Genomic DNA, 20,568 nt, shown 5'->3' with positions numbered 1-20,568 from the left:
TGCGGCCTGTTGGCCGCGCATCATTTTTAAGGGATGGCTCCGGCCAATTTTCCGCGTGAGTACCCTTCGTAAAAGAGCGGACGAATTGCGGCAGGCACTGCAAGCCTGCCGGGGTTATTTTGTGACCGCGGCCATATTCAGCCTGGCCATTAACCTGCTCTATTTGGCTGGCCCGCTGTACATGATGCAGGTCTACGACCGCGTGATCTCGAGCGCCAGCGAGATCACGCTGCTGATGCTGACACTGGCGCTATTGCTGGCGTTCATGGCGCTCGCGGGTCTCGATGCCGTACGCGCTCGTGTGCTGACACGCACCAGCATCCGCCTCGATCGGAAGATCGCGCCGCGCGTGATGACCGCCATCATCGACCATTCGACAAAGATCGGCGGTGCGCGGAGCCAGCTGCTGCGCGATTTCGATACGTTCCGCCAGTTCATCACCGGAGCCGGAATTCACGCGATCTTCGACCTGCCTTGGGCGCCGATCTATATTGCGGTGATTTTCGCTCTGCACCCATTCCTGGGCGCTTTTGCGCTGGGGTGCACGATTATCCTGATCCTGATGGCCCTTCTCAACGAATGGATCGTCAAGCCTCCGTTGTCCGAATTCAGCGAGGCGGCAAATCGAAATTACAGTTTCACCGAGATGAGCCTGCGCAACACGGAAGTGGTGCGCGCAATGGGGATGACCGCCGGCCTGCTGAAGCGCTGGGGCCGGGACCGCGACCGAATGCTCGATCGCCAGGTCGCCGCAAGCGAACGCGTGGCCACGATGCAGAGTTTGATCCGCTTCCTGCGGCTGTCGATGCAATCATTAATCCTCGGTCTCGGCGCCTATCTGGTGATCGAGCGGATGACCACCGCTGGTGCCATGTTTGCCGCCAGCATCCTGCTTGGCCGCGCCCTGCAGCCGGTCGAACAGATCGTCGGATCCTGGCGCAGTTTTGTCTCGGCCCGCGGCGCATTCCTAAGGGTGCAGGAGCTATTGGGAGCTAATCCGCCGCGCCAATCAGGACTGACGCTGCCACGGCCTGAAGGCCGCCTTTCCGTAGAAGCGCTGTCCTTTGCTGTGCCTGGAACATCGAGGCCCATTCTGCGCGGGGTCACCTTCCAAATCGAACCGGGCGAAGTGCTGGGAATTATCGGCCCCTCGGGTGCCGGCAAATCCACGCTGGCGCGCCATATCGTTGGCGTTCAGGCGCCATCCGCAGGTGCCGTCCGCCTCGACGGGGCGGACGTTTCAAGCTGGATCAGGTCGTCGCTCGGCGCGCATCTTGGCTATCTGCCTCAGGATATCGAGCTATTTGCCGATACGGTGGCAGCCAATATTTGCCGGTTCAAGGATGGAGACGACAAGGACATTATTCTGGCGGCGCGAATGGCCGACGTGCACGAGATGATCCTGCGGCTCGTCGACGGCTACGACACCCAGGTCGGGGAGGGCGGCGCGATCCTATCCGGAGGCTACCGGCAGCGCATCGGCCTCGCACGCGCGGTCTACGGCAATCCGAGCCTGGTCGTGCTCGACGAGCCGAGCTCGAACCTCGACTCGGAAGGTGACGCAGCACTCGCAGAGTGCATCACGGCGCTGAAGAAACGTGGAACGACGGTACTCATCATTTCGCATCGACCGGCAACGATCGGGGTGGCCGATAAACTCCTGGTGTTGCGTGACGGTGTTGTCGAGATGTTTGGCGCACGCCATGAAGTCCTGTCGCGTCTGACACGTCCCGTGCCGGTACCGGCCGTTCGAGGGGCGGCGAGCTAGGAGACCCCTCATGTCATTGCTTGATCTTGCCGACCTGACGATGCGTCCGGGCGCGGTTCCACGCCATAGAGAACTCGCCAACAAGGATGGGGCGCCAAACGATTCCATTCGCAACATTGCGCTGGCGGGTTGGCTGATCATCGCGATCTTTTTCTTCGGTCTCGGCACCTGGGCCGTTACCGCGCCGCTCAACGGGGCCGTGGTTGCCAACGCCGTCGTGAAGGTCGATGGCAACCGCAAGAGCCTCCAGCACCTCGATGGCGGGATTGTCAAGGAATTGCATGTCAGGGAAGGCGACAGGGTGCTCGCCGGCGATCTGCTGATTGTTCTCGACGAGACCCAGGCTCGCGCCGAACATGAGGTGCTGACCCAGCAATATGCCGTGCTACGCGCAACGGAAGTCCGGCTGCTCACAGAGCTTGACCATGGCTCCCAGCTTGTCATGCCGCCAGAGTTGAAGGCGCGATCTGACGATCCCTATTTCAAAAGCGTCTGGAACGGACAGGTCAGTCAGTTTGATACCCGCCGGGCATCGCTGGAAGGGCAACGAAGCGTCGTCCGCGAGAAGATCAACCAACTGGGATCCCAGATCGTTGGCGCGGAAGCGCAGGTGAAATCATTCACCAACCAGATCGAGTCCGTGCGCAAGGAGGCCAAGGATATCGCTCCGCTTGTTGAGCGAGGGCTGATCGCCCGTCCCCGCATCCTGCAGTTGGAGCGGACGGCGTACGGTCTCGAAGGCCAGATCGCCGATGCGAACGCCAGCATCGCCAAGGCGCGCCAGGCGATTGCAGAGCAGGAGCAGCAGATCGCCCAGTTCGACAATGACCGGATGACCGACGTCACAAAGGACTTGCGCGACACGCAAGCCAAGCTGCTCGAGGTGATCCCGAAGGCGATGAACGCCAAGGCCGTGCTGGGCCGAATGGAGATCCGCGCGCCCTATACCGGACGCGTGGTCGGGCTCAACGTATTTTCGGTGGGAGGCGTCATCCAGCGTGGTGACAAGATTTTGGACATCGTGCCGGACGAGGATTCGTTGACAATCGAGGCGCAGGTGGCGGTCGAAGATATCAGCGACGTGCACCCGAACACGCGCGCGGAGGTTCACCTAACGGCCTACAAACAGCGAATCGTTCCGATTATTCATGGCGACGTCATTCTGGTCTCGGCGGACCGATTGACCGATCCGAAGACAAACAATCCCTATTACACGGCCTTCGTTCGCATCGACCAGGACGAACTGGCGGCCATGACCAACATTCACCTTTACCCCGGAATGCCGGCAACCGTGATGATCCCAACGGTCCAGCGAACCGCGTTTGATTACATCATCGGGCCACTCGTGATGTCGTTCAACCAGTCATTCCGGCAGCGATAATCGCTCGGGGGCCGATGCGCGTTGCGCTCGCAACGCACATAACTAAAGGTGAAATCTTCGCATGCATGACGGATAGAATCAGGCGGTAAGGCTTAACGGAAGATTACCGACGAAGCCGATCACTAAACGCAGGAAGAACGAACCCAATTGGCGGGAGTGCAGCGTCGAGCAGCGAGGCCGCACCGACCAGCCCAATTTAGTCTCCTATCGTCAGACCCGACGGCAAGTAAGCAAGCAACGTTCCGTCGGATGGACCGTACTTCCAAAAGCGGGCGGCGCGGTGAAAACCATCGATCAATATCGGAAAGCTGAACGAGCGACCAAACGTGATCGGATCTGAGGGAAACTCATAGTTTGTTCCCTTAAGAAGTACACTTCGAGGATCGTTCGGATTGACGCTGGTCGTTGCCATGTATTCCTCGAACGAAACGAAGCGTCCCTCGCTCTCCGGATACCAGACATTAGGCGGTACGAACATCGAGCCCAATCTGGCCCGGCCAATTTCAACAACGTCGAATGAGAGCACTCCGGTCAGAAATGCGAGCAGGACGGGCCGAGCGCAAGCGGTGCCAAAGGCAAGCTCATATTGTTCGGCCTCGGACAACTGCTCAAATGCCGTCCCGCTCGACCGCTTTGTGACGAGATGCTGCAGATCGGAATAGTGTCGGGCCGCCGGAGAGTCTGTCAGCTCGCTATAAGCCCACCGCGCTTGAACTTCCAACAAGGGAACGTTTTGCAGTCTCAAGTTATCCACTTTCTCTCGATCGAAATTGGGCTCGCTCTATCCAGGCCATTACGCGATTGCGCCATATCGGTGGTATCCGAAACTATTCGGTGCTCAGCCGATCGCTGACACCATCGTCGCGCTGAACCACCAGAGGAGGGATGCACACGTAGCTTTGCATTGCGGGATACGCTGAATTCATAGCCCCATCGATCCCTTGATCCTGATCGACGATCGATGTTCCAGGAAACGGTACCAGTTGCTTCTTGAGCGGCAGAACGCGACCCAGCAGTTGCCTCGCACCGCGTGGACTAATCGAGTAACCTTGTGTTCCATAGGCGTGTCTGAGCCGGTGGGGGCGATAAATTGGTCGTCCGGCCGAAGTATCACTCCAGGCGAATGGTTCGACTCGATTGTAAAACCGAAGCTCCGAAGCGGAAAACCCAAGATCGATCCAGAGAAAGAGCGGATCGTAAATGAAACCCCACAAGACAATATCCCAATCGTCAGGCAACTGGGCCAGCACCGCCAATCGGTGCTCATCGAATGCAGGATGACTAAGCGCGTCGTCCTCGAAAATCGTCAAAGGCTGGTCCTGAGACGCGGCCTTTCGCCAAAGGTGGATGTGAGAGAGTGCGCAACCCAAGGCTCCCGCGCTGTATTCAAGTCGCGGGGCAATGAGCCCCTCCCGTTCGAGTTGTGAGCGATCCAGCTTGCTGCCGTCGATCGCTGAAACTCGTTCAAAGTTGCCGAGCCGGGCATTGCGAGACTTGAACTTATCCCAGCGAGCCGTGCTTTGGTCCAAATTGATAACGTGGATATTGTTCGTTGATGGCTTACACGCATGCGTTGCTCGAGGCGGCGTATTTGTCCCCTTCGCAAGCAGGAATGTACCTAAGCCATTTGATATGATCGAGCGAGCCGCAGCCTCGGCGCCGACTGGATTTAGGTGAAAGGCGTCCTGAAAAATGTCAGTGCGGCAGGCGAAGTGCGCTTCCAGATCGCACAAGACGTGTTCTTCAGCACGCGCGGCCGCGCGAGTGGTCTCGTTGACCAATGCACGACTTCGGGTTGCGGCGGGGTCGATGCCTTCGCCCCGCAGATGGGGAATGGTCGCGAACCAAAGCTCGATGCCAAACGATCGCGCGGCCAGAGAAAAGAGATCGAGTAGCCGACGACGATCCACGACGCTCGGAGCGATAAGCAAATTTTGGTCACGCCACGAGTTGGTTGCGTTGAGGTCGACGATGGGCTCGAGCCAACAATCGCGGCTCCAAAAGCTCGCTTCAAGATTCGCGACATCAACATCCACAATTCCGGTCATCAGAATCACAACGTCGGGCTTGAGCGGTATGATCTTGTTGAGAAACAGATTCAGCATATGGAGAGTGGTCGCTCCGCTGTAGCCACCGTTTCTCACGACGACATCTACAGCACTCTCGCTACGCAGAATGGTTTCCAGCTTTGCGCAAAGCCGGTCATCGGGATCGAGGTACATTCCTTCGACCACGCTGTCGCCGAGAACGATCACAGTTTGAGCCGCTGTAGCTGGCGAACTTGTGCCACGAATGAAGCCGAGGGCGTCAGTCTCCAGAAGATATGGCTTCCGAACGAGGGACTGCTTCCGACTTTGAACATACTCCTCTGAAGGTGTGTGAGACAGGGATACGTTCGCAGGATACTCCTTCAATCGTATCATCCGTTTTGGCGTGCTGGCCGGAACGGTGTTCATTCCCGATGTTTCCCGTGTGGGTCTTGCTGCAAGTTCTCCGGCAATAAGCGGTCGGATTGCCTCGCCGTCGGATGCGAAGGTCAACCATCCGTATACTTGCCGAGTGTCGAGCACTTGTGAAATTCCCGCTCGACGCGCGCTATCGGAAAACACGACGTATTCGTACCGGCCGGAGGCATCATCGTAGGTCAGTTGTGGTATAACGTCTGCGCGAACCAGATATGTGCAATGAACGACGGGAACTTCGTAGAGCCCTGGAGAGGAACGGCTCAGGATATTGTTGTATTCGTCGCTCGGCAGAAAATATCCGTTTGCGTCGATCTTTTGGTGATAGTTCGAGTATAGTGGCCTGTCTCGATCAATGCATTTGAGCAGCGGCGCTACGATCGGACGATTCAGATCCGCAAGTTGTCGCAGGGTCGGCGGACGCAGATAGTTGTCGACGTCGACCACGAAATAGTAGTCGCATTCCAGAGCCAAAGTCCGATTCATGCTGTGCTGACGGATCCGTCCCAGCACAGAGAAGCGAGTAGCATTCCACTCGTGGTCGGCAAAATCCTCGACCCGTTCGGTGACGTCGCTGCTGTCCAATTCTACATGCGAGTACCGCGGTCCAACACGGTCGAGCCAGGCGTGAAGAATGCTGGCAGTGTCATCTTGGTTATTGTTGGTGCGGATGTGAATCGCAATCCTATCCGGCGGATAATCGAGCGCCTCGATGCATTCCAAATACAGAGGCAGATGGCCTGCTTTGCTCTTGGCGAGTATTGCTATTAGTACTTTGGGAAGAAGACCTGCAGCGCCGGGCTGCGGGGGCGAAGCCGAAAGCTCGACCATTTCGGAGATTCGGTCTTTTGCAAAACGTAGGTTGTCCTCGACGCGCCTCTTCAGACCTTCATCGATTGATGGAATTTGAAGGATGCGCAGGCAGGCGTCGACACAGCCTTCATAGTCGCCAGACCAATAGGCATTGACCGCGAACTCGTCGAGAAGCCCGAATTCATAAATCCATTCCTCGGCGAATAATGCTCCAACAGGCATCGGCAAATTGATGCCACGACGAGCAATGTCGGCGCCCTGCTTGTTACGGCCCTTTAGGCGGCAATAGCGGCTGGCGCCGTGTAACGCTTCGGCTCTTAGCGGTTGAGCTTCGGCGGCCCGCTGATACGCCGCAATGACCTCGTCTTCTGGGTGGCTGAGAGCCTCCTTCAGCCTTGCCGCGCTGTAAAGGGAAATGAAAACCTCTTCCTGCCAGAAGCCCATTTCGGCACGAGCCAAGTAGTAGGTGAGTGCTTTCTCGGGTTCATTGCAGTCTCGGTAGCTCTGAGCAAGATAGAACGTATAACGGGAGCGGAGGAACGTATCCGTCTCGCTCTGCAAGGCGCCCTCCAGGAGCGCAGCATCCTTGCGATACTTCGTTGGATCTTGGCTGCGCGCCCCCCCGCCACCGATCTGGATCGCAAAGCCGGAGGCCGTCTCCCGACCTTGAGCGTCGGCCGGCATTTCGACGAACTCGTGGAGCACGCCCCGGAAATAGAATTCCTTTTTGTTGCTGCAAATGTGTGGTCGATAGTGGCGGATGCCGTTGTGGTTGATCGCCACATCATAGAGGTCGGCGGACATGCCAGACTTGAACCCAGCAACATCGAAACCTGGCTCGATGGTGAGCGCGTCATCGGCGTCAATGATGAACGCGTAGTCGACGTCCGGTCTGCGGCGCAGGCAGGCCATCGCGTGCGATCGGTTATATGCGAAATTCCGCCAGGGTTCGTCGATGACTTCGCCCGGTAGCCCGTTTTTGTCGAGCCATTCCCTTATGACAGCCTGCGTGCCGTCAGTTGATCCTGTGTCTTCAATCAGCACATAGTCGATCATGGGACGAACGCTGTCGAGGCAACGGACGATGACGGCCGCTTCATTCTTGACGATCATGCATAAGCCGATCGACTTTCCGTTTGGTTTCGACAATCCTGACTCCTTGACCTCGGGCTTTATGCTTCTGCGCTCGTTATCGGGCCGCGAAGGGGGCGACGCAGCAGAAGCCTCAGTTGACGATGCCGAGCTATCCTCAAGTGCCGCACGAACTTCGGTCGCATCAATCGATGCGATCCAGGATTCGCTATCGGCGACACCGTAAGAAATGAGCAGGCGTCGTCCGTCTTGATGCCAGGCCAGACCCGCAGCGAACTCGACCCCCTTCTCCTTGAAATAGAACGGGCGACTGAGCCGGCTCAGATTATTGTCGCGATCGAACCATACAAAGCGATGCTGATAGAACCTTCGATCGTTCTGCCACTGAACTTCGTGGACGAGTGCGAGCCATCCTTGGTCGAATTCGATGAGTGGCGTTCCGCCTCGAAACTGTTCGACGGCAAAGCTAGCATCACGCTGTGAGACAAGTTCCCCCCTGTCGTTTACGATCCTGGTCGGTCCACATGAGTAGACGAAATGCAGGCTTGCGCCGTTGGCTTGTGGCATCCAGTTCTTTTCGTGGAGCCGGGGACCCTCCGGACGAAGCACGCGCCACTGGGTGAGCCGGGCTTCCGAATTGCTTCGCTGTTCAATCCGGGCGATTAACTGTTCGCACCAGCCGTCAGCATTCAACTCGCGGACGCATGAACTGCCCCACAGCGAGCCATTCCAACTGAACAAACGGATATCCTCGAGTCCTTGCACCTCTTTAAATTGGGCTATTGGGAAGTCGGCGGGAGGCAGGATTTCGGCCGACGTTTGCACGCCGAGATCCGGATCGAGCCGTAGCAGAAAGTTGCGAGTCCGAATGGGATCGCCGTTGTCGGTCTTATAGGTGCCGTCTTCGAGAAGATAAAAATTCACTGCGCGCTGGACGAGATAGAGGTCATTTCCATGACGCGAGACGGAAGGGTTGGTTGGCCGATAACCTTGAGGCACATCGTGGTGCACCGGGCGTGCTGAGAACGATTGAAATAGTTGCCGTGCTGATTGCAGGTAAAAGAACAAATTGGACCGCGCGAGCTCGCGTGGGTCGTCCGGAATTGTTCGGTTGAGCGCCAATCCATTGCAGATTGAGTACCCACGGTCCCAGCGGGCGGCGTCCTGACTGTAATTTGCAGCGATCGAGAATTCCTCACGCAGGCCGCTCTGATAGACATCGGTTTCGATGAAAAGGATGTCGTTCTCGGGAATTGGTATTGAAAGTCCAAGTTCGGAAAATTGGAGGCTCGTCTCATGTTTGCCGTGTTCTCGATAGTATCGCGCTAAATCGTAAAGGGGCTCAGCGCGTGTCGGCCGCTGCTTGAATGCCTCAAGGGCCTCGCTGGCGAACGCGTCCTCATCGCCCATATCTCGCAGACAACGCGCAAGCTGCAGTCGTGCCATCCATGCCTCTTCGTCCCACCCTCCCATGCGCGCACGCTTGGCAAAGGCTGCCGCGGCTTCGGCATAGCGGCCGGCGTCGCGATAGGACCACGCAAGATAAAACCAGTACCTGGCGTTGTCGGGCTCGCTTTCCAGCGCAGCCTTGAGCAAACGGATATCCCGTTCCGATTTGTCTCCGCGGTTTGCGCCGCTGGCGTGATCGATATACCGGGCGCCGCGCAATTCCGCGACGTCTCCTGGGACGGCAATATATTCGTGTGTAACTCCAACATACTTCGAGCCGCTATCGCGCCTCACCAGTCGCGTATTCCAGTAGCTCAATCCGCCCGATGCTTGCTGCAAGAGGCGGTAGCCCGGAGCCTTGAGCAGCTTGCGAAATTCGACGTCGTCGACGATTAGCTCCATGTCGGCGTCGTTGAACAGGACATAGTCGAAATCAAGCTTAGAGGCGCAAGCGCGATCGAGCGCGTCGTTCCGGGCCTGGCCGAAATCATCGAACGGAATCGTGTGGAGTTCACCCGGAAGGTTGCGCCGGGCGAAGAATGTTCTGATGAAGTCCTGAGTGCCGTCGGACGAGCCGGTATCGCAAATGACCCAGCACGATATGTGATCGGCGACTGCCGACAAGCAGCGCTCGAGATTTGTCATCTCGTTCTTGACGATCATGTTCAAGCAAAGGCGCTTATCTTCTGTCACCGCCAAACTTTTTAGGTTGGTGCAAGCAATTAGAAAAAGATCAAACTCAAACGGGTTCGACGCGCCATGCTCCGGAACGATCAGCGTAGCTGAAAATGTTCGAGTAGCAAATTCAGCAAGTTGCGTCGCTCGAAGCGAGTTGGAGCGCTGGGGATGGAACCGGGAACCGAAATAATTTGTCCTAACTCGCTTTCAATTTTGAATCTGCTTGCTCTTTTTGTCGATCTGCTTATGGTAAAGGCATTATTAATTTTTGCGGCCGTCTGCGCTTCAGACGAGTGTATTTGGAAAAACGTTCAATCTTGGAATGTGACCGTCAGCTGGTTGTTGATGGCTTAGAGTGGACCAAGCAGACAACCACCGAAGGTTGAAGCAGCGTATTTAATCGGTTGGAGCATCGACTTCCGGATGAAGGGATTTCGGGCGTCGATCTTGGTTGTGAATTGGGTGGCGTAGTATGGTTGAGTCAGGTAGAGCCGGTAAGTCGTCGATTTCCCATAGCTTTTCGTCCATTGCACCTCCCTTGGCGGCGGCGGGCGTCGCCAAATATGCAGGGCTTCTTTCTGCCGGGATCTCCAATGAGATCACCGTGACCGGGTCATTGCCGCACGGCCCAACTTCCCAAAACGTCACATATTTCGTCATCGATCGATCTTCGAAGACGATCGTCTCCCAAGTCATTCTTCCAGACGCGTCCGAGCTTTTCAAAGCGGTCGAGATGCGGCTGAAGGTCGGACGCTATGCGAGCGCTTACGACATCGGCACCTTCGATGCGAACGGAGAGTTTACGGCATGCCCGTTCCTTTCCGTGCGCAGTTCTCTGAACCTTGCGCCACCAAGCGAACCGACCAGCGGGTGATTCCTGCTGCGTTAGTGGGCGTCTGCATTTTTGATTTTTAGGTCGAGGCGGCACGCCGCGCTTGGCCTGACGTCAATTTGTTGTAAGTCAAAACAGGACCAATTTCATGGCCCACCAATCAGAATTTCTGTTCGTCGATCCGTTCGTCCCTGATCTGGATACACTGCTGGGGAATCTGCGGCCTGAGGTTCGAGCGGTTGTGCTCGATTGCAACAGGCCTGCAGCAAAGCAGGTGGCAGAAGCGCTGAGTGGTGCTGAGCGATTGGATGCGATCCATGTTGTCGCGCATGGCGCACCAGGTCGGATCGTCTTCAGTTCGGGAGAATGGTCGTCGGCGACGTTGGCAGACGATGAGGGTGAACTTGCAACGATCGGGCGAGCACTTAAGCAAGGCGGTGACTTGCGCCTGTGGAGCTGTCGTACAGCGCTCGCCGACGACGGTGAGCGTTTTCTAGAGGCTCTCGCAAATGCAACCGGCGCTGTCGTTCATGGCGCCAGCAACTCTATCGGAGCTGAGACGCTCGGTGGTTGTTGGATGCTCGATTCGAGGAGCAACGACCGCTCGGTGGATGCGCCGATGACTGTGCTTGGCGCGCAATCTTATCTTGGCTTGCTCGCCGCAGTTTTGACTCTCAATGGCACGCTCGGAGACGCAGGTTCGCCCGTGATCAACACGTTCTACGTGGTTGATCTTAGCACCTTTGCGATAGTTTCTTCATTTCAACTGCCTTCCAAGGGTTTTGGCGCCGGGACTGGGAACGTCCAAACCTTCAGCATTGAGACCTTTCTTCCTAGCGTGACGGGGACCTACGGAGTTTACTACAATTCGAACGGGAATAACTACATCTCGGTCGGAACCATCACAAACGGAGTATTTTCGGGCGGCGGTACGGCGAACGGCGATACATTCACATCGGGGAGCGTTTCCGCCTCAACCGGTGCAACGGGCGCGACTGGTCCAACCGGTGCGACGGGCGCAACTGGTGCCACCGGCTCGACGGGCGCCACGGGTGCGACCGGCGACACCGGCGCAACTGGAGCCACGGGATCGACCGGCTCGACAGGTGCCACTGGAGCCACCGGCTCGACTGGCGCCACGGGTGCAACCGGCGACACCGGCGCAACTGGAGCCACGGGATCGACCGGCTCGACAGGTGCCACTGGAGCCACCGGCTCGACCGGCGCCACGGGTGCGACCGGCGACACCGGCGCAACTGGAGCCACGGGATCGACCGGCTCGACAGGCGCCACTGGAGCCACCGGCTCGACTGGCGCCACGGGTGCAACCGGCGACACCGGCGCAACTGGATCGACGGGCGCCACGGGTGCGACGGGAGACACCGGTGCAACTGGAGCCACGGGATCGACCGGAGCAACGGGTGCGACCGGCTCGACAGGTGCAACCGGAGCCACCGGCTCGACCGGCGCAACTGGAGCCACGGGATCGACAGGCGCCACGGGTGCAACCGGCGACACCGGCGCAACTGGATCGACGGGCGCCACGGGTGCGACGGGAGACACCGGTGCAACTGGAGCCACGGGATCGACCGGAGCAACGGGTGCGACAGGTGCAACGGGTGCCACCGGCTCGACGGGTGCAACCGGAGCGACCGGTTCGACGGGTGCGACCGGCGACACCGGCGCAACTGGAGCCACGGGATCGACCGGCGCGACAGGCGCCACTGGAGCCACCGGCTCGACAGGCGCCACGGGTGCAACCGGCGACACCGGCGCAACTGGATCGACGGGCGCCACGGGTGCGACGGGAGACACCGGTGCAACTGGAGCCACGGGATCGACCGGAGCAACGGGTGCGACCGGCTCGACAGGTGCAACGGGTGCCACCGGTTCGACGGGTGCGACCGGAGCAACCGGCTCGACAGGCGCGACCGGCTCGACGGGCGCAACTGGTGCGACCGGCTTAACCGGTGCCACGGGTGCGACGGGTGACACCGGCGCAACTGGAGCCACGGGATCGACCGGAGCAACGGGTGCGACCGGCTCGACAGGTGCAACGGGAGCCACCGGCTCGACAGGTGCGACCGGAGCCACCGGTTCGACGGGTGCAACCGGAGCCACCGGCGCGACAGGAGCCACCGGCGCCACGGGTGCAACCGGAGCCACCGGCTCGACAGGTGCGACCGGAGCCACGGGTGCAACAGGTGCCACGGGATCGACCGGAGCAACGGGTGCGACCGGCTCGACAGGTGCAACGGGTGCCACCGGCTCGACGGGTGCAACCGGAGCCACCGGCGCGACAGGTGCGACCGGAGCCACCGGCGCGACAGGTGCGACCGGAGCCACCGGCTCGACAGGTGCAACCGGAGCCACCGGCTCGACAGGTGCGACCGGAGCCACCGGCTCGACGGGTGCAACCGGAGCCACCGGCGCGACAGGTGCGACCGGAGCCACCGGCTCGACGGGTGCAACCGGAGCCACCGGCGCGACAGGTGCGACCGGAGCCACCGGCGCCACGGGTGCAACCGGAGCCACCGGCTCGACCGGAGCAACGGGTGCGACCGGCTCGACAGGTGCAACCGGAGCCACCGGCTCGACCGGAGCAACGGGTGCGACCGGCTCGACAGGTGCAACCGGAGCCACCGGCTCGACGGGAGCAACCGGAGCCACCGGCGCGACAGGTGCAACCGGAGCCACCGGCTCGACGGGGGCCACCGGCGCAACCGGCTCGACGGGTGCAACAGGTGCCACCGGCTCGACCGGAGCAACGGGTGCGACCGGCTCGACAGGTGCAACCGGAGCCACCGGCTCGACGGGAGCAACCGGAGCCACCGGCGCGACAGGTGCAACCGGAGCCACCGGCTCGACGGGGGCCACCGGCGCAACCGGCTCGACAGGTGCAACGGGTGCCACCGGCTCGACGGGTGCGACAGGTGCCACCGGCGCCACGGGTGCGACCGGAGCCACCGGCGCGACAGGTGCCACCGGAGCCACCGGCTCGACAGGGGCGACCGGAGCCACCGGCGCGACGGGTGCGACCGGAGCCACCGGCTCGACGGGGGCGACAGGTGCCACCGGCTCGACCGGAGCAACGGGTGCGACCGGCTCGACGGGTGCCACCGGTGCGACGGGTGCAACCGGAGCCACCGGCTCGACAGGTGCAACGGGTGCCACCGGCTCGACGGGTACCACCGGAGCCACCGGCTCGACAGGTGCAACGGGTGCCACCGGCGCCACGGGTGCCACCGGAGCGACAGGTGCGACCGGAGCCACCGGCTCGACAGGTGCGACCGGAGCCACCGGCGCGACGGGGGCGACAGGTGCCACCGGCGCCACGGGTGCGACCGGAGCCACCGGCGCGACAGGTGCCACCGGAGCCACCGGCTCGACAGGTGCAACGGGTGCCACCGGCTCGACGGGTGCGACCGGAGCCACCGGCTCGACGGGGGCGACAGGTGCCACCGGTTCGACCGGAGCAACGGGTGCGACCGGCTCGACGGGTGCCACTGGTGCGACGGGTGCAACCGGAGCCACCGGCTCGACAGGTGCGACCGGAGCCACCGGCTCGACAGGGGCGACCGGAGCCACCGGCGCGACGGGTGCAACCGGAGCCACCGGCGCGACGGGTGCGACTGGTGCAACCGGAGCCACCGGCGCGACAGGGGCGACCGGAGCCACCGGCTCAACGGGTGCAACCGGAGCCACCGGCTCGACGGGGGCCACCGGCTCGACGGGTGCCACCGGTGCAACGGGTGCCACTGGTCGGACCGGTGCGACGGGTGCAACCGGACCAACAGGACCCACTGGACCGACGGGCCCGCAAGGCAACACTGGTGCAACGGGTCGAACAGGAGCCACCGGTGCGACGGGAGCAACGGGTGCCACCGGCTCGACGGGTGCAACAGGTGCCACCGGATCGACCGGAGCAACGGGTGCCACCGGCTCGACGGGTGCAACTGGAGCTACCGGCTCGACGGGTGCGACAGGTGCCACCGGCTCGACGGGGGCAACAGGATCGACTGGCGCAACCGGACGAACGGGAGCCACTGGCGCAACTGGGCCGAGGGGGCCGACCGGTCCAACAGGTCCACGAGGCAACACCGGCGCAACAGGTCGTACCGGAGCCACGGGTGCTACAGGCTCGACGGGAGCCACGGGGGCAACCGGGGCGACCGGAGCAAGTGGGGCAACCGGAGATCCTGGCGCTACGGGAGCCACAGGTGCTACGGGCTCGACGGGTGCAGGCGGAGCCACGGGTGCGACAGGTTCGCCAGGCTCGACTGGGGCAACCGGCTCGACTGGCCCGCGTGGTCCGAAGGGTCCGACTGGTCCGAGCGACCACAGGGGCCATACCGGCCCAACGGGTCCGACGGGCACTGCCGGAGCGACCGGTGCGACGGGAGCTGGCGCGACAGGCTCGGCGGGTGCAACAGGGACGTCCGGTCATCATGACGATCAGACGTCGCTGACAACGACGATCAGTCCTGACACGACGGTTGGATCGTTGAATCCGGTGCTTCTAAAATTGGAGGCTGCAGTCGCGGACCTGGCGCTTGCAATGGCGGGAGGGTCGATGAACGGCCAGCAGTTGCAGGCCGATCTTACGACGATCAAGAGCTTGGCGCAGATGCTGTTGTCCCGCATGGGCAACACGGATGGCGGCTCAGCTTTCGATCAGAACAGCCCGGGTGGTGCCGGAACGATTGGTCAATTCGATCAATCAAACCGGCCCAACCTCAACTTGCCGAAGCACGACCATTAAGGTCGGCGACCGAAGTAACGACTGACAAGGAAGCCAGGGATCGCGCATCCCTGGCTTCTTCTTCGATTAGGCCGGGAACTGCCGATGGCTGGCACTGCCATGATCGACCGCCGACGCTTCCTCATTCTCGCGGGCAGCGCGGCAATTGTCGCCGTCGAAGGCAGCAGGAAGACTCTCGGACGCGAGATCGCTCCGACAGAAGACCTGCTGAATGCTCCGATCGAACTATCAGGAGATTGGCATGCGGCACCAACCGATGCCGTGATGCGTGTGCTCAACCGTATACGGGCGGTCGATCTATCAGGATTCCGATTGCTGTCGGATCGGCAACCCAAGAGAATCCGGATCGAAAATCGCGGCGAAGTCACGCCGGCGATCTGGCTGCATACCGATCAACCTGACATGGCCTCGATCGTCGTGAACGTCGGTTACGCAGATTGGTGCAGGCTTGCCTATCAATTCGGTCACGAACTAGGGCACGTCTTGAGTAACAGCTGGCAATTTGCTGCTAAGCCGCAACCCCCGACGCAATGGCTCGAGGAGGTGCTGGTGGAGACATTCTCGGTTCGCGGTCTGCGGCTGCTTGCCGACAGTTGGGAGCGATCGCCACCATTTGCTGGAGACGCTGATTTTGCGCGGGCTATACGTCAATACAGCACAGCGCTGCTCGATAAATTCAAGGCTGATGATCTTTCTCCAGCCGAGTGGTTCCGCACCAATCGAACGAAGCTGGAAGCCAGATCTGGGAAGGAAGTTCCGTGGGGGCCCGCGGTTGTCGGCATCCTTCAGATCTACGAGGACGTCAAGGCGGGCAAACCCGCCTGCCTTGACGATCTGGGGGCCTTGAACCGCTGGCCGGAACGGACTTCCGTTCATCTCGAGCGCTATCTCGACTTCTGGACAGAAAGCTGTGTTGCGATTGGTTCCACCGGCGAATTGCCAAACCGGCTCCGGCGATTGTTTGCGATCGCGTGAAACGTCGGTGGAGCGGGTCTGCGGGAATTTCGGTGTCACGACCCGTCGAATTCGTCTAGATTGCCGGGATATAGTGAGGAATTTTATTCTGCCGTCGATTTTGGAGGGTGACGTGGACCCGCACAGGGGAGCCTTTGGGGAGCCCGGGCCGGGCAAGTATGTCCGCTTGCTGCAGAACGCCATTAACGATCTTCGTGCCGACGACGAAGCGTCGCGTGATGCGCTCTACCGCCGGGCCCGCGCACTTTTGGAGATCCGGCTCGCCGCAGCAAGGGATTTGTCGCAAGCCCAAGTGGAGAATGAGAAAGGTGATTTCGACGAGGCGGTGTGGCGCGTCGAAGGGCAGGTCCGCCTCGGCGCAGGGGCGCCGGTAAGAACGCAGTCGCACAATGCGTCCGGTGAGCTCACCTCAGCTCAGAGTGATGACCGATCGCACACTGTGGTGTCGCGAGATGCTCCTTCTGAAGGTCCGCGAGGGCGCCCGCAAATCGCCCAAGGGCCGAGCGCGTGGCAAGCGGTCAAGGCGCGCTTCGTGGCGCAATGGTCCGCTCTCCCGCGTACATTCATGAATCTTGTCCGTGGAGGCGGCGAGTCAGTGACTGGTCTAGGTGTCCGTGCACGCCTCTCGATACAACGGATTTGCACGGAGTTCGCCACAAAGGTCAATGTGGAGGCTCGGCCAAAACCGCTTGTCGTTTCATCCGGGCCGAAATCAATCGGGGGCGACCCGCAACAAGGGCACTCGATCGATCGCCTGGAAGCGCAACGCACTCCGCAATATCAGGCGCGATTGCAGGCGGTTATTCAGGTGGCACGTCATTACGGCGTTGAGCTTGATGCCAGCGAATTGAGGGCTGGTGAATCCGAGATATATCCATCACCTGCAGCACTTTCGACCTGGGCACAGAATGCCGGGCTGTGGTCTCGCGCGATACGAACCAGTTGGCGCCACTTGCAAGGGATGAGCGAAGCTGGTCCCGTCGTCCTGTTGTTTGCCGACGGCAGCGCCGCGCTCATGGTCGGCGCAAATGCCGATCAGAATATCGTCATGCTTAGGGATCCCGGCGCCCCGGCAGAGGCGGCCGTGCCCGTCGACGAGTTGCGTCTTTCTCAGGTCTGGAACGGTGAGGCCCTTCTGCTCCGCGCGAGCCGAAGTCGTGTCGCAGCCGACGCGCCGTTCAATCTGCGCTGGCTTTTCGATCTCGTGCTGCACGAAAGGCGCCTGTTGCGCGACATCGGCATCGCCTCGCTCACCATCAGCTTCCTCACTATCTTCCCACCGCTCTTGGTGATGACGATGGTGAACAAGGTCCTGCAATTCCATAGTACGTCTACCTTGGTGATGCTTGCGGCCGTCATGGCCGTCGTCATCGTGTATGAATCCCTTTTGGGGCACGCGCGACGTCATATCATTGCGGTCGTCGGCGCAAAGCTCGACGCAAAACTCAATCTTCACGTCTTCAATCGACTGCTTCGCCTGCCGCTCGATTACTTCGAGCGCCATCCTGCGGGCGAAACGATGTATCGCATCGCGCAAGTCTATCGCGTCCGCGAATTTTTGACGGGGCGCCTTCTGTCGACGTTTCTCGACCTGATGACGCTTTGCGTGCTGCTCCCGTTCCTGTTTTATCTTAGCCCCATCCTGGCCAGCATTGTTCTTGGCTGCGCCTGTGCAATATTGCTGATCATCATCGCATTCCTGAAGCCCATGCGCGAGATGTACGGTCGAGTCACGACCGCTGAGACGTGGAAGTCGGCGACGCTCGGTGAGACGATCGTAGGTATCAAGACGGTCAAGGCTTTGGCTCTCGAACCCCAACGTCGCGCCCTCTGGGATGAACGCATTGCCGAGGCCGGGAAATGGCGGCTGGAGTTCGGCCGTTTGTCCAACTGGCCGCAGACGTTGGTTACACCGATCGAGCGCGTGATGGTGCTTGGCACGACCATGCTGGGTGCGTATCTCGCGATGAGCGACTCGTCAGGCTATATGGTGGGAGGACTGTTCGCGTTCCTGATGCTGAGCGCCCGGGTCGCCCAGCCGCTGGTCGGGCTGGCGCGATTGATCGAGGACTATGAGGAAGTGGGCGCAGCGATTGGAGAAGCAAGTTCCGTCCTCAATCGGCCAAGCGAGAGCAGCGCAAGGGCGGCGGGCCTGAAACCGAAATTTGCAGGCGAGATCGCCTTCCAGGATGTCAGCTTCACTTACCTCAACACGACCGTCCCGGCGCTCGAGCGGATCAGTTTTTCGGTTCCGGCCGGATCGACGCTCGGAATCGTCGGCCGTAGCGGATCAGGCAAATCCACGGTTACGCGCCTGCTGCAAGGAATCAATCGTGACTACAAGGGATTTGTGAAGATCGATGGCGCCGATCTGCGCGATGTCGATCTGCGTCACCTTCGGCAGAGCCTTGGCGTTGTCTTGCAGGAGAACTTCCTTTTTCGCGGGTCCATCAGGGATAACATTATCGCCGGTCGACCCGGCTTGACGTTGTCTGATGCCGTCCATGCAGCAAGGCTTGCTGGCGCTGAGGAATTCATTGAACGAATGCCCAATGGCTTCGAAACCTACATCGAAGAGGGATCTCCCAACCTTTCCGGTGGCCAAAGACAGCGGCTGGCGATTGCACGAGCGCTCATTACGGATCCGCGCATCCTGATATTGGACGAAGCGACCAGCGCGCTCGATCCGGAAAGCGAAGCGGTGGTAACAGCAAATCTCGAGCGGATCGCAACAGGGCGGACGATGATCATCGTTTCGCACCGGCTGTCATCGCTGGTCGGCTGCGACCAAATTCTTGTTCTTGACCAAGGCAAGATCGTCGACTGCGGCGCGCACAACGTGTTGGTCGAGCGTTGCGCGATTTATCGACAACTTTGGAAGCAGCAGAATCGACATAGCGAATCGACGCGCTCGTCGATTTCTCCGAAGCTGGTCTCGGGTGGAGCAAACGAACCATGAGCGAAGTCCAGGCCAATCTGCTGCCGCTCCCGTTGAAGGCCAAGAAGAGCGATCCGACGTTGCCGGTAATCCTTGAGTTCCAACAGCCTTCAACCGCAATTATTAATGCGCCGGTGCCGCGTTCAGCCCGCGGCACGATCTGGATGGTCTCCACCATGGTCGCTGCCTTGGTCCTCGTTGCGGGTGTATTGCCCGTCGACCAGGTCGTAACAGCGCGCGGCCTGGTCGTCTCGCAATCTTCCACCATTCTCGTACAGCCACTTGAGACCGCAATCGTTCGTTCAATCGAAGTGAGCGAAGGCCAGCGGGTACGGGCAGGCGACGTACTAGCGCGCCTCGATCCAACCTTTGCGGAAGCAGATCGGGTGGCCCTGGAGGGGCAACTGAACAGCCTCGAGCCCGAACTTGCGCGCCTGCGCGCTGAAGCGGGTGGCCAGACGTTCATGTACTCCGGCAATGATCCAAACTGGACTTTACAGGCTTCGATTTTCAGTCATCGAAAGGCGCAGTTCGATGCCAAGATCGAAAACTACGAGCATCGCCTGCAAGAACTGAATGCCGTTATAGCGAGGGCGGACTCGGATGCAGTAGGCTATCGTGATCGCCTAGGTGTGGCTCAAAGCATTGAGGATATGCGCCGGCAGCTGGAAGCGACCCAGACAGGAAGTCGGCTGAATTCGCTGATCGCCAAGGATACACGCGTTGAGATGCAGCGGTCGCTTTCCAACGCGATTGCTACAGGGGAGGGAGCAAAGCGCGATCAATCGGCACTCGCTTCCGACCGCGATGCTTATGTCCGTGGCTGGAAGGCCGAAGCATCGCAGAAGTTGCAGGAGATCACCGTCAAAGCGGCCGATACACGCGAGTTGCTGACCAAGGCGAACCTTCGGCGCAAACTGGTCGAGATCCGCGCCGAGCTTGACGCGATCGTACAATCCGTCGCAAAAGTCTCGGTGGGATCGGTCATGCAGTCAGGCCAGCAATTCATTACGCTCGTGCCAGCTGACGCGCCGCTTGAGATCGAGGCCAACATTGCCGGCAAGGATAACGGCTTTGTACATGTCAAGGATCCGGTGGCGATCAAGTTCGATACCTTTCCGTTCTCTCAGTACGGTATGGCCGAGGGAGTCGTACGCATCGTGAGCCCCGACAGCTTTAATGCTCAGGTCGAAGCACGCAATCCCACCAGTGCCATTCCGACTACGAATCTGGAGCCGTTTTATAGAAGCCGCATAAGTATCGATCGTGTAGCGCTGCACGACGTCCCGGCGGGTTTCCAGCTCACGCCGGGCATGCCCGTGACCGCTGATATTAAAGTGGGGCACCGCACAGTGCTGAATTATATGCTCGGCCTGATGCTTCCGGTGACGCAGGAAGCGATGCGCGAGCCGTGATCA

At 60.2% G+C, this 20,568-nt stretch carries 10 protein-coding genes and 1 pseudogene; 8 read left to right on the top strand and 3 right to left on the bottom strand.

Annotated features, from left to right (window positions below):
• Positions 1–85 precede the first annotated feature (85 nt).
• Positions 86–1,768: a type I secretion system permease/ATPase gene (locus ACVIW0_RS23385; protein WP_461354477.1), complete on the top strand. Its 1,683-nt coding sequence runs from the start codon at positions 86–88 to the stop codon at positions 1,766–1,768.
• Positions 1,769–1,778: 10 nt separating this feature from the next.
• Positions 1,779–3,149, top strand: a complete 1,371-nt coding sequence (locus tag ACVIW0_RS23380) for an HlyD family type I secretion periplasmic adaptor subunit (protein ID WP_461354476.1) — start codon at positions 1,779–1,781, stop codon at positions 3,147–3,149.
• Between the two features lie 196 nt (positions 3,150–3,345).
• On the opposite strand, the gene ACVIW0_RS23375 is transcribed toward ACVIW0_RS23380, so the two are convergent.
• Both ACVIW0_RS23375 and ACVIW0_RS23370 read right to left on the bottom strand, forming a co-directional pair.
• Positions 3,346–3,903 carry a hypothetical protein gene (locus tag ACVIW0_RS23375; RefSeq protein WP_461354475.1) on the bottom strand — a complete coding sequence of 186 codons (558 nt, stop codon included), beginning with the start codon at positions 3,901–3,903 and terminating at the stop codon, positions 3,346–3,348.
• Positions 3,904–3,976: 73 nt separating this feature from the next.
• On the bottom strand, positions 3,977–9,628 hold the full coding sequence (locus ACVIW0_RS23370; protein WP_461357404.1) for a glycosyltransferase family 25 protein: 5,652 nt from the start codon (positions 9,626–9,628) through the stop codon (positions 3,977–3,979).
• 487 nt (positions 9,629–10,115) lie between these two features.
• On the opposite strand from ACVIW0_RS23370, the gene ACVIW0_RS23365 reads away from it, so the two are divergent.
• Both ACVIW0_RS23365 and ACVIW0_RS23360 read left to right on the top strand, forming a co-directional pair.
• Positions 10,116–10,517, top strand: coding sequence for a hypothetical protein (locus tag ACVIW0_RS23365; RefSeq protein ID WP_461354474.1), 402 nt, complete (start codon positions 10,116–10,118; stop codon positions 10,515–10,517).
• Positions 10,518–10,623: 106 nt separating this feature from the next.
• A pseudogene (locus ACVIW0_RS23360) lies at positions 10,624–11,118 on the top strand (DUF4347 domain-containing protein); the annotation flags it as partial.
• Between the two features lie 239 nt (positions 11,119–11,357).
• Here the strand turns inward: ACVIW0_RS23360 and ACVIW0_RS23355 are convergent.
• Positions 11,358–14,234, bottom strand: coding sequence for a hypothetical protein (locus ACVIW0_RS23355; protein ID WP_461354473.1), 2,877 nt, complete (start codon positions 14,232–14,234; stop codon positions 11,358–11,360).
• A gap of 814 nt (positions 14,235–15,048) precedes the next feature.
• Here ACVIW0_RS23355 and ACVIW0_RS23350 point away from each other — a divergent pair.
• From ACVIW0_RS23350 to ACVIW0_RS23335, 4 genes are all read left to right on the top strand, one after another.
• Positions 15,049–15,237 carry a hypothetical protein gene (locus tag ACVIW0_RS23350; protein ID WP_461357563.1) on the top strand — a complete coding sequence of 63 codons (189 nt, stop codon included), beginning with the start codon at positions 15,049–15,051 and terminating at the stop codon, positions 15,235–15,237.
• A gap of 84 nt (positions 15,238–15,321) precedes the next feature.
• On the top strand, positions 15,322–16,212 hold the full coding sequence (locus tag ACVIW0_RS23345) for a hypothetical protein (protein WP_461354472.1): 891 nt from the start codon (positions 15,322–15,324) through the stop codon (positions 16,210–16,212).
• A 73-nt stretch (positions 16,213–16,285) separates the two neighbouring features.
• Complete coding sequence (locus ACVIW0_RS23340; protein ID WP_461354471.1) at positions 16,286–19,171, top strand: peptidase domain-containing ABC transporter; 2,886 nt, start codon at positions 16,286–16,288, stop codon at positions 19,169–19,171.
• Complete coding sequence (locus tag ACVIW0_RS23335; protein ID WP_461354470.1) at positions 19,168–20,565, top strand: HlyD family type I secretion periplasmic adaptor subunit; 1,398 nt, start codon at positions 19,168–19,170, stop codon at positions 20,563–20,565. Before ACVIW0_RS23340 ends, ACVIW0_RS23335 begins: the two co-directional genes overlap by 4 nt.
• The last annotated feature ends 3 nt before the right edge of the window (positions 20,566–20,568 follow it).

The sequence above is a fragment of the Bradyrhizobium sp. USDA 4454 genome (assembly GCF_054822705.1).
This window is presented reverse-complemented; position numbering and strand designations above follow the sequence as displayed.

What these genes read in the sequence shown, in the direction of transcription:
- ACVIW0_RS23335 (WP_461354470.1), top strand. Translation starts at nt 19,168, where the DNA reads ATGAGCGAAGTCCAGGCCAATCTGCTGCCGCTCCCGTTGAAGGCCAAG.
- ACVIW0_RS23350 (WP_461357563.1), top strand. Translation starts at nt 15,049, where the DNA reads ATGAACGGCCAGCAGTTGCAGGCCGATCTTACGACGATCAAGAGCTTG.
- ACVIW0_RS23370 (WP_461357404.1), bottom strand. Translation starts at nt 9,628, where the DNA reads ATGATCGTCAAGAACGAGATGACAAATCTCGAGCGCTGCTTGTCGGCA.
- ACVIW0_RS23365 (WP_461354474.1), top strand. Translation starts at nt 10,116, where the DNA reads ATGGTTGAGTCAGGTAGAGCCGGTAAGTCGTCGATTTCCCATAGCTTT.
- ACVIW0_RS23380 (WP_461354476.1), top strand. Translation starts at nt 1,779, where the DNA reads ATGTCATTGCTTGATCTTGCCGACCTGACGATGCGTCCGGGCGCGGTT.
- ACVIW0_RS23345 (WP_461354472.1), top strand. Translation starts at nt 15,322, where the DNA reads ATGGCTGGCACTGCCATGATCGACCGCCGACGCTTCCTCATTCTCGCG.